The organism is Mycobacteriales bacterium, from assembly GCA_036497565.1.
In the GTDB taxonomy this organism is placed as follows: domain Bacteria; phylum Actinomycetota; class Actinomycetes; order Mycobacteriales; family QHCD01; genus DASXJE01.
Genome location: DASXJE010000244.1, coordinates 1 through 7,852, shown reverse-complemented (window position 1 = coordinate 7,852; position 7,852 = coordinate 1). Strand labels below are relative to the sequence as shown.

General features: G+C 66.7%; 8 protein-coding genes. 3 read left to right on the top strand and 5 right to left on the bottom strand.

All coding sequences use genetic code 11. The annotated features are described in order from the left end of the window. Positions 1-295 precede the first annotated feature (295 nt). Positions 296-1,222, top strand: a complete 927-nt coding sequence (locus tag VGH85_19785) for an IS110 family transposase (GenBank protein ID HEY2176051.1) — start codon at positions 296-298, stop codon at positions 1,220-1,222. A 62-nt stretch (positions 1,223-1,284) separates the two neighbouring features. Here VGH85_19785 and VGH85_19780 read toward each other — a convergent pair whose 3' ends face one another. The 5 genes from VGH85_19780 to VGH85_19760 form a co-directional block, all read right to left on the bottom strand. Next, complete coding sequence (locus VGH85_19780) at positions 1,285-2,064, bottom strand: GntR family transcriptional regulator (protein HEY2176050.1); 780 nt, start codon at positions 2,062-2,064, stop codon at positions 1,285-1,287. 136 nt (positions 2,065-2,200) lie between these two features. Beyond that, a complete protein-coding gene (locus VGH85_19775) occupies positions 2,201-3,379 on the bottom strand; it encodes an FAD-dependent oxidoreductase (GenBank protein ID HEY2176049.1) in 1,179 nt (392 codons plus the stop codon). A gap of 10 nt (positions 3,380-3,389) precedes the next feature. Further along, positions 3,390-4,517, bottom strand: a complete 1,128-nt coding sequence (locus VGH85_19770; GenBank protein ID HEY2176048.1) for a PrpF domain-containing protein — start codon at positions 4,515-4,517, stop codon at positions 3,390-3,392. Then, positions 4,517-5,395 (bottom strand): fumarylacetoacetate hydrolase family protein, encoded by an 879-nt coding sequence (locus VGH85_19765; protein ID HEY2176047.1) that lies wholly within the window; start codon positions 5,393-5,395, stop codon positions 4,517-4,519. Before VGH85_19765 ends, VGH85_19770 begins: the two co-directional genes overlap by 1 nt. Continuing rightward, positions 5,392-6,432 (bottom strand): cupin domain-containing protein, encoded by a 1,041-nt coding sequence (locus VGH85_19760; protein ID HEY2176046.1) that lies wholly within the window; start codon positions 6,430-6,432, stop codon positions 5,392-5,394. Before VGH85_19760 ends, VGH85_19765 begins: the two co-directional genes overlap by 4 nt. Before the next feature lie 185 nt (positions 6,433-6,617). Between VGH85_19760 and VGH85_19755 the strand changes: the two genes are divergently transcribed. Next, a complete protein-coding gene (locus tag VGH85_19755; GenBank protein HEY2176045.1) occupies positions 6,618-7,469 on the top strand; it encodes an isocitrate lyase/phosphoenolpyruvate mutase family protein in 852 nt (283 codons plus the stop codon). Between the two features lie 3 nt (positions 7,470-7,472). Further along, positions 7,473-7,852, top strand: a 380-nt coding sequence (locus tag VGH85_19750) for an FAD-dependent monooxygenase (GenBank protein ID HEY2176044.1), incomplete at its 3' end; no start/stop codon positions are given.

The following is a 7,852-nucleotide window of genomic DNA, read 5'->3' as shown; positions in this document are numbered from 1 at the left end:
GCCGTACTGTCCCGTCTTGACCTGCTCAAACACCAGCGCCACCGCGCGTTCCCGCACCTCACGTGGGTACGTCCTACTCCGTGCCATGATCAGATTCTCCACTCCAGTGTGGAGCCTCCATCAGACCCGGGGTGGTTCACTACCGCTTCGTGCCGGTCATGGCTTGATCTCCTTGTGCGGCTGGCCCGGCTACCTGGGCCGGCTAGTGTGGCTTGAGAGGAGCGTGGCCTCGCCCCGACTGACGCGTGCCCGCCGACCGGTCCTGTCACCCCACTTGCGGAAGGGAGACAGGAACATGGTGATCCTCGGGATCGACGCGCACAAACGCACCCACACCGTCGTCGTGGTCGACCAGGCCGGTCGCAAGCTCGGCCAACGCACCATGTCGACCACAACCACAGCTGATCATCTCAGTCTGCTGAGCTGGGCCAAGCAGTTCGGCGACGAGCGGGTCTGGGCGGTCGAGGACTGCCGGCATCTGTCTCGCCGGTTGGAGCGTGACCTGCTCGGTGCCGGGGAGCGCATCGTGCGGGTGCCACCGAAGATGATGGCCAACACCCGTGACAGCGCCCGGACCTATGGCAAGTCCGACCCGATCGACGCACTGGCCGTGGGCCGCGCGGCGCTGCGGGAGCCGAACCTGCCCATTGCTTGCCTGGATGGCCCGTCCCGGGACGTGCGGCTGCTCGTCGGCCGCCGGGAGGACCTGGTCGCCGAACGCACCCGGGCTATCAATCGGCTGCGTTGGCATCTGCAAGAACTCGACCCCGGATGGGAGCCGGCGCTTCGCTGCTTGTGGCGACCTAAGCACCTCACCGCCGTCCTTCAACGACTCGACGGGACGCCCGGGCTGGTGGCACGGATCGCACGCGCACTCACCGTCCGGCGCAGCGAGCTGACCAGCCAGACCGCCGAGATCGACCGCGAACTGGAACCCCTTGTTGCCCAACTGGTGCCCACCTTGCTGGCATTGCGCGGCTGTGGTCCGCTCACGGCCGCCAAGATCGTGGGTGAGACCGCGAGCATCACCCGGTTCCGGTCCCGACATGCCTTCGCCCGGCACAACGGCACCGCCCCGGTCCCGGTCTGGTCAGGCAACCGGGAACGAGTCCGGCTCAGCCGCATCGGCAACCGCCAGCTCAACGCCGCACTGCACCGCATCGCGCTGACCCAGGCCTATCACCACCCTCCAGCCCGAGAGTTCCTCGCCCGACGGAGATGACGGTGGGGAGGTGATCTCCTCACGGCGCGCCCGAGGCTGCCAGTCCTCGGCATGGCGGGGACTCAGCCAGGCTGACCGGCGAGGATCGGCACAGTGTGGATCGCTCGACCATCGTCTGCCTTCAGCCAGCGCGCGTGCAGCTTGACCAGGTAGCCGTCGAGTTCGTCAGCCGCGACCTCGAACTCGCCCTTCTTGAGCAGCCTGATCATCTTCCTGCGAGCCCGAATGACGAACTGGTGATTGGGTGTGTCCAGTCGTGGGATCAGGCTTCGCAGAATCGATGTCAGCGACTCGACGAGCACCGCAAGTACGGGATTGTCGGTGGCATTCGCGAGGATGTTGTAGAACTCGAGCAGCACGAGTGCACGTTCTCCGCGGCTCGCAGCATCAGTCAGCTGCGCGCCGGCCTGGGTGTTCGCTTCCAACGCCGCGAAGTCCTCCGGTGTCAGCTTCGGACCTGCCACGTGCACCACGAGCCCGCAAAGCCACCGCATGCAATCGGTCAGATCCTCGAGTGAGAAGTCGGTCAGAGACAGCCGCTGGCTGATGCTCGCCGCGACTCCTGAGGATCCCGACTGGGTGATGACCGCGCCGCCCTTCTGCCCGCGACGCAGCGTAATCACGCCACTGATCTCGAGCATTCGGAATGCTTCTCGGACGGTGTTGCGGCTGACTGCGAATTGTTCGGCCAGAACACGCTCTGGGGGCAGACGGTCGCCGGGCGACAGCTGGCCGTCGTCGATCAGTTGGCGCACCTGGTCGATGATCTCGTCGAATGCTCGGCGTGGACGCGCTGGCCGAAACAGTTCGACATCGGTCCGAGCTACCAGGTCACCACTCATCGAACAGATCGCTCCTCGCGTCGTCTGGTGCAATGGTAGCGCCATCAGAATGGCTCAGCCGATGTCTCGTCGGGACGGGTGCCGGAGCGGGACGGGATGTCGACGCTGTCGGCGCGAGACCTTGGTCGTTCGTCGGTCAGAGCTCGTCAAGCGTCGCAGCTGCGGCCAGCTTAGAGCGGTAACGCATGGTTTTTCCTGCGGCATTGCAGCCGACGACACCGATCAGCCGGCCGGCGCGAGCGTACAGCGCGACGAAGGAGCCGCGTTCGGGGTCCTCGTCTACGACCTTAACGAGATCGGCGCCTGCCGGGCTGCCCAGCACCTGGATCCGCTTCCCATACTGGTCCGACCAAACGTAGGGGACGGAATCGCTCCATCGCGGACCCTCGATCGCGGCAATCTCATGCGCGACGATGCGCGCCTGCTCGCGTGCACTGGTCCAGTGCTCGTGACGGACGGCAACGCCGTCGCCGTTGGTCCAAGTGGCCACGTCTCCGACCGCGTAGACACCGCTACGGATTGTGTGTCCACGATCGTCACACCGCACGCCCCCGTCGCCGACCAGCCCGGAGCCGGCCAACCATTCGACATTCAGCACGGCTCCCAATCCAGCGACCACGACATCCGCGTCCACGTGACTGCCATCAGCAAGGTGGACGCGCTGTCCCGCGGCGAGTTGCTCAACGCGCTCCACTCCGACTCCGCACCGCACTTCGGTCCCACCGCTCTCGTGAAGCCTGGCCAGCCGTGTGGCGACCTCGGTACCCAGGAGCGGTTCGAACGGCAGCGTTCCCACTTCGACGACGACCACCGAACAGCCCAGTGCGCGGGCGCTCGTGGCCACCTCGGCGCCGATGAAGCCGCCTCCGATGATCACCACCCGCCCGGCCTTAGCGAGCGCCGAGCTGAGCCCGATCGCATCGGGCAGGTCGCGCACCGTCCATACCGCACCTGACAGTTCGTCGGTGGGGAAAGGCCGGGCCCGTGCCCCGCTGGCGATGACGATCATGTCGGCGGCAACCTTGGACCCGTCGGTGAGCCGGACCGCCAGTTGGTCGTCGTCCAGACCAACGGCCCGAGTCGAGGTCCGGATGTCGATACCGAGCTGGGTGTACTGCTCCTCCGGGTGGAAAGCGATGTCCGCCAGATCGACCGTGCCTGTAAGCACGCCCTTGGACAGGGGCGGACGGTCATAGGGAGGCGTGGGTTGCGCTTCCAGAATCGTCACCGCGTCCTCGTAGCCGAGCCGGCGCAGCTGGATCGCCACACCGACCCCTGCTACCGAGCCACCGACGATGACTGTTCCGTTCGTCATGACCGTCCCCTCACGTGAAGACCTCGCCGGTGAACAATCGCCGGAACGTCCGATACGTGGTCGCCGATCGGGCCACGTACGCGTCGTCTCGGGCTTCGACAAGCGCATCGACGGTCATCACGCCGGCCGGTGTGGACAAGCGCAGCGCGCCGTGTGCTGAGTCGCGGACGTTGTCCGACACGACCGAGCCGGGGATCCGCGCCGCCACCGCGCTGCACAGCGCGCCGGTTCCGGGGATCGCGCGGTGCGCCTGGCCGTTCGACATGTACCGCACGGCCAGGTCGTAGTCGTCTGCGTCCACGAAGGCGCCGTCGGAACTCGCGTACGGCTTCGGTGGTCCCACCATCGCCACGAACGGCGTCAATGGGCGGTCGTCCGCGGCGAGAACAGAAGAGGCAAGACCCATCTTGACCGCAGCGTGCGCCCGGATCGTGGCGAGCGTAGACAGCACGTCGGCTCGCGACTCGATCGCGTCGGGAAGCTCGACGCCGCTGAGTTCCAGTTCCGACGCGGGCACGAAGACGCACGCGTTCCCGGCATCCACCATCGACACGGTGAAGGTTCCAGCGTCGGTACGCAGCTGGTCCGTCGGCCGCCCGGTTGGCAACAATCGGCCGGTGGCCGGGCCACCGGGATCGATGAACTCCAGCCGGACGGGAGCGCCTGTCCCGGCCACGCCGGGTATCGCGAGGTCTCCCTCTTCCAGAGCCAGCCCGTCCACCACGTCGAAACTCGCACGCACGAACTTCGATGTGTTCGTATTGAAGATTGTCACACTCGTAGGCCCGTCCGCCCGGCGCAGCAGGCCCGCGTGAAGTGCGAACGGGCCGATCGCCGCGGTCATGTTCCCGCAGTTGCCGGAGTAGTCGACAAGGGCTCGGCGGATCTGCACCTGGGCGAAGGTGAAATCGACATCGGCCTCCGGGAGAGCCGACGGCCCGACGACGCAGACCTTGGACAGTGACGACAGCCCGCCACCCATGCCGTTCAGCTGCCGGCCGTAGGGATCGGGGCTGCCCATCGCCGTGAGCAGCGGAGGATCCCAAGCCGCTTCGTCCGCGGGCAGGTCCGCGCGTCGCAGCATCAGCGCCTTGCTGGTGCCGCCGCGCATGAACGTGGCGGGCAGGACCCCGGGCACTAGAACGTCCGCGGGGAGATGGCGGAACGCTCCTCGATCGCGAGCGTCATCGCGCCGACCCGATCGATCGCGATCTCCAGAGAATCGCCGGGCACGATCGGCCCAACCCCTTCCGGGGTACCGGTGAGCACGATATCTCCTGGGCGCAGCGCCACGACCGATGAGATGATCTCGATCGCCTGCCAGACGTCGACGATCATCGCGCTGGTCTGCGCGGACTGCCGCTGCTGGCCGTTCACCGACAGGCGGCTGGACAGCGTGTGCGGGTCACCGATCTCGTCGGCAGTGACCAGGTACGGGCCGATCGGCGTGAAACCGGCGAACGACTTGCGCATCGACCGGTCTTCCTGCCGGCCGTCCGGGTCGATGCGCATCGTGACGTCTACCGCGCAGGTGTAGCCGAAGACGACGTCCGCGGCCTGCGTGGCAGGCACCTCGAACGCGGAGGCGCCAATCACCGCGGCAAGCTCGCACTCGTGGTCGAAGCGACGGTCCGAACCCTTCGGTAGTCGGACTGCCTCGCCCGGACCGATCACGCTGGCAGGCGCCTTGAGGAAGAACCCCATCTCGTTAGCGGTGCGCTTCCCGCTGACGGTCATCCGGCCGATCTCGCCGAGGTGGGCCGCGTAGTTGCCGGGCAATGCGAATACACCGCTCGGGCTGGGGGAGCAGGCCCGTAGGGTCACGGCGCTCACTGGGCGCGTATCGCCTGCGTCGGTGGTCAGTTCGTCGGCGACATCGGCCCAGTTGGCGATCAACCAGTTCATCCGGGCCTCCGGCACGGCATTCAGCGCGTCAGGGAGGACGTGCGTCACGTCGCTGACCACGTCGCCGACCACCACGCCTATGCGGTAGTCGTCGAAGACCGCGAGTTTCACGAGGTCTCCTCGCGGTAGAGCCCGAGCTTCTCGTATACCGGTGAGTCGTCCACGCGGAACAGTGAAGCCTCGGCGGAGTAAGGGTTTTCGTGGCAGTGGTCGGTCCATGGTGGGATAGCGAAGAAGTCGCCCTTGCTCCACTCGAACCTGTGGTCGCCCACGTGCGTGACGCCCGAGCCGTCGACGACCCAGTAGACCTTGCTGCCGAGATTTCGTCGGGTCGTACCCCGGAAACCGGGACGCAGTAGTTGTCGCTTCGTGGACAGGGTGGTGAGTGCCGACGATCCGTTCGTCGGATTGATGTGCTCGACGATCACGTCGTCCACCGGGTCGGCCGGCAGTCCTCTGGCGTAGTCCAGGGCACGAATCGAGTCCGATCGCGGGTAGGTGAGTAGTGGGTTCACGGCCGAAGGGGGCAGGGCCGGTCCGGCGCGCAGGAGTCCGGTGCCGAACATCCGGAACGAGGTGTCCGGAATCGGCTGAGGTTCCTGGACCTCCTCTTTGTAGAGCTCGAAGAAGGTCGCGTGCAGCGACCGCACCAGTGAGATGTCGAGAACGTCGATCCACACCATCGGCGCGTCGCCGTGATGGACGTGGTCGTGCCACGTCAGGCTCGGCGTGAGCACCAGGTCGCCCTCGTTCATCTCGTAGGACTCGCCGTCGACGGTGGTGAAACAGCCATGGCCCTGCATGACGAACCGGAACGCGGTCGGCGTGTGCCTGTGGGCGGTGGCGACCTCGCCGGGCCGGATGTACTGGATCGACATCCAGAACGTCGGCGTCGTGCCAAATTCGAGGCCGGGGTTCGTGAGCTTCAGCGTGCGCCGTGCGCCGTCGGCGGAGAGGTTCAGATGCTGGTCCAGCTCGCTGACGATCTTTTCCAGGTCCGTCCACCGCCAGTGCACCGGACGCATCGGAGAGGAAGGGGTCGCTGTGAACAGCGGAGGATCGCCAGGAGCCTGGACGCGGACATTGACCGCGGCCAGTTCTGCCAGGTATGTGGCATCGAGGCTGTCATCGTGGCCGACCGAGGACATCGCTCTCCCTTCTAGCAATGGTTGGACCTCACCGTCCTAGGGCTTCCTGTGTGGGATGTCAAGCAAATGGTCCTCTTGACAGCTCAATGGTAGGTCCTTAGCGTCTTGGCGGACCACGGGTTGCCGAGAGCCAGCTCACCCTTCACTGTCGAGGCCGGGTGCACATGGATGGTTCGGGACGCCGCTTGCGGGCGCTGCTGGGGGCAGCCCCGCTGATGGTGCCGGGGGCCGCCAATGCACTCGCGGCCCGCGTGATCGAAGACGTCGGCTTCCAGGCGTGCTATGTGACCGGCGCGGGAATCGCGAACACCTACCTCGCCACGCCGGACATCGGCCTGGTCACCCTCGACGAACTGTGCGGTCACGTCGGGGCCATCGCCGACGCGATCGACCTTCCGCTGATCGTCGACGCCGACACCGGCTTCGGCAACGCGCTGAATGTCGCGCGGACGGTGCGTCGCCTCGAGCGCGCGGGTGCGGCCGCGATTCAGCTGGAGGACCAGGTCAGCCCGAAGAAGTGCGGGCATTTCAACGGGAAGGCAGTGCTCAGCTGTGCCGAGATGCAGCAGAAGATCCACGCCGCGGTCGACGCTCGGGTCGACGAGTCCCTCTGCGTTGTCGCCCGGACCGACGCGCGGGTGATTGAGGGACTCGACGCCGCGTTGGATCGGGCAGCCGCCTACCGCGAGGCGGGCGCGGACATCCTGTTCGTCGAGGCGCCGCACGGTCTCGACGAGCTGCGCCAGATTCCTGTCGCCGTTCCCGGTCCGCACGTCGCCAACATGGTCGAGGGCGGAAAGACGCCGCTCGTCCCCCTCTCCGAGCTGTCCGGCTTCGCGATCGTGCTGTTCGCGAACATCGCACTGCAAGCTGCGGTCAAAGGGATGCAGGACGTGCTGGGCGAGGTGCGCCGCACCGGGACCGTCGCCGGGCTCGGTGACCGGATCGCGCCCTGGGCCGAGCGTCAGCGACTGGTCCGCAAGGCAGAGTTCGACCGCCTGGAAGACGACTACCGCACAAGCGAAGCAGCGAGGTAACCGATGCCCCAGGACCGTATCCGCGTCCCTGTCCTCATCGTCGGCGGCGGTCCGGTAGGGCTCGCCCTGGCCGGCGATCTCGGTTGGCGCGGCGTCGCGTCGATGCTGGCTGAGAGGCGCTCTGGTCGGATCACCCAGCCGAAGATGGACATGGTCGGTGTACGCACCATGGAGTTCTGTCGGCGCTGGGGAATCGTCCCCTGGGTCGAGTCAGCCGGCTACAACCGTGCCTACCCGCAGGACTGCGCGTGGGTGACCACACTCAACGGCTACGAGTTCGGTCGCGAACCATTCCCGCCCCCGCGGGACGAGCAGCCGCCGCCGCAGAGTCCGCAGAAGCGGGAGCGCTGCCCGCAGAACTTCTTCGACCCGGTACTTGCGCG

What these genes read in the sequence shown, in the direction of transcription:
- VGH85_19785 (HEY2176051.1), top strand. Translation starts at nt 296, where the DNA reads ATGGTGATCCTCGGGATCGACGCGCACAAACGCACCCACACCGTCGTC.
- VGH85_19780 (HEY2176050.1), bottom strand. Translation starts at nt 2,064, where the DNA reads ATGAGTGGTGACCTGGTAGCTCGGACCGATGTCGAACTGTTTCGGCCA.
- VGH85_19775 (HEY2176049.1), bottom strand. Translation starts at nt 3,379, where the DNA reads ATGACGAACGGAACAGTCATCGTCGGTGGCTCGGTAGCAGGGGTCGGT.
- VGH85_19760 (HEY2176046.1), bottom strand. Translation starts at nt 6,432, where the DNA reads ATGTCCTCGGTCGGCCACGATGACAGCCTCGATGCCACATACCTGGCA.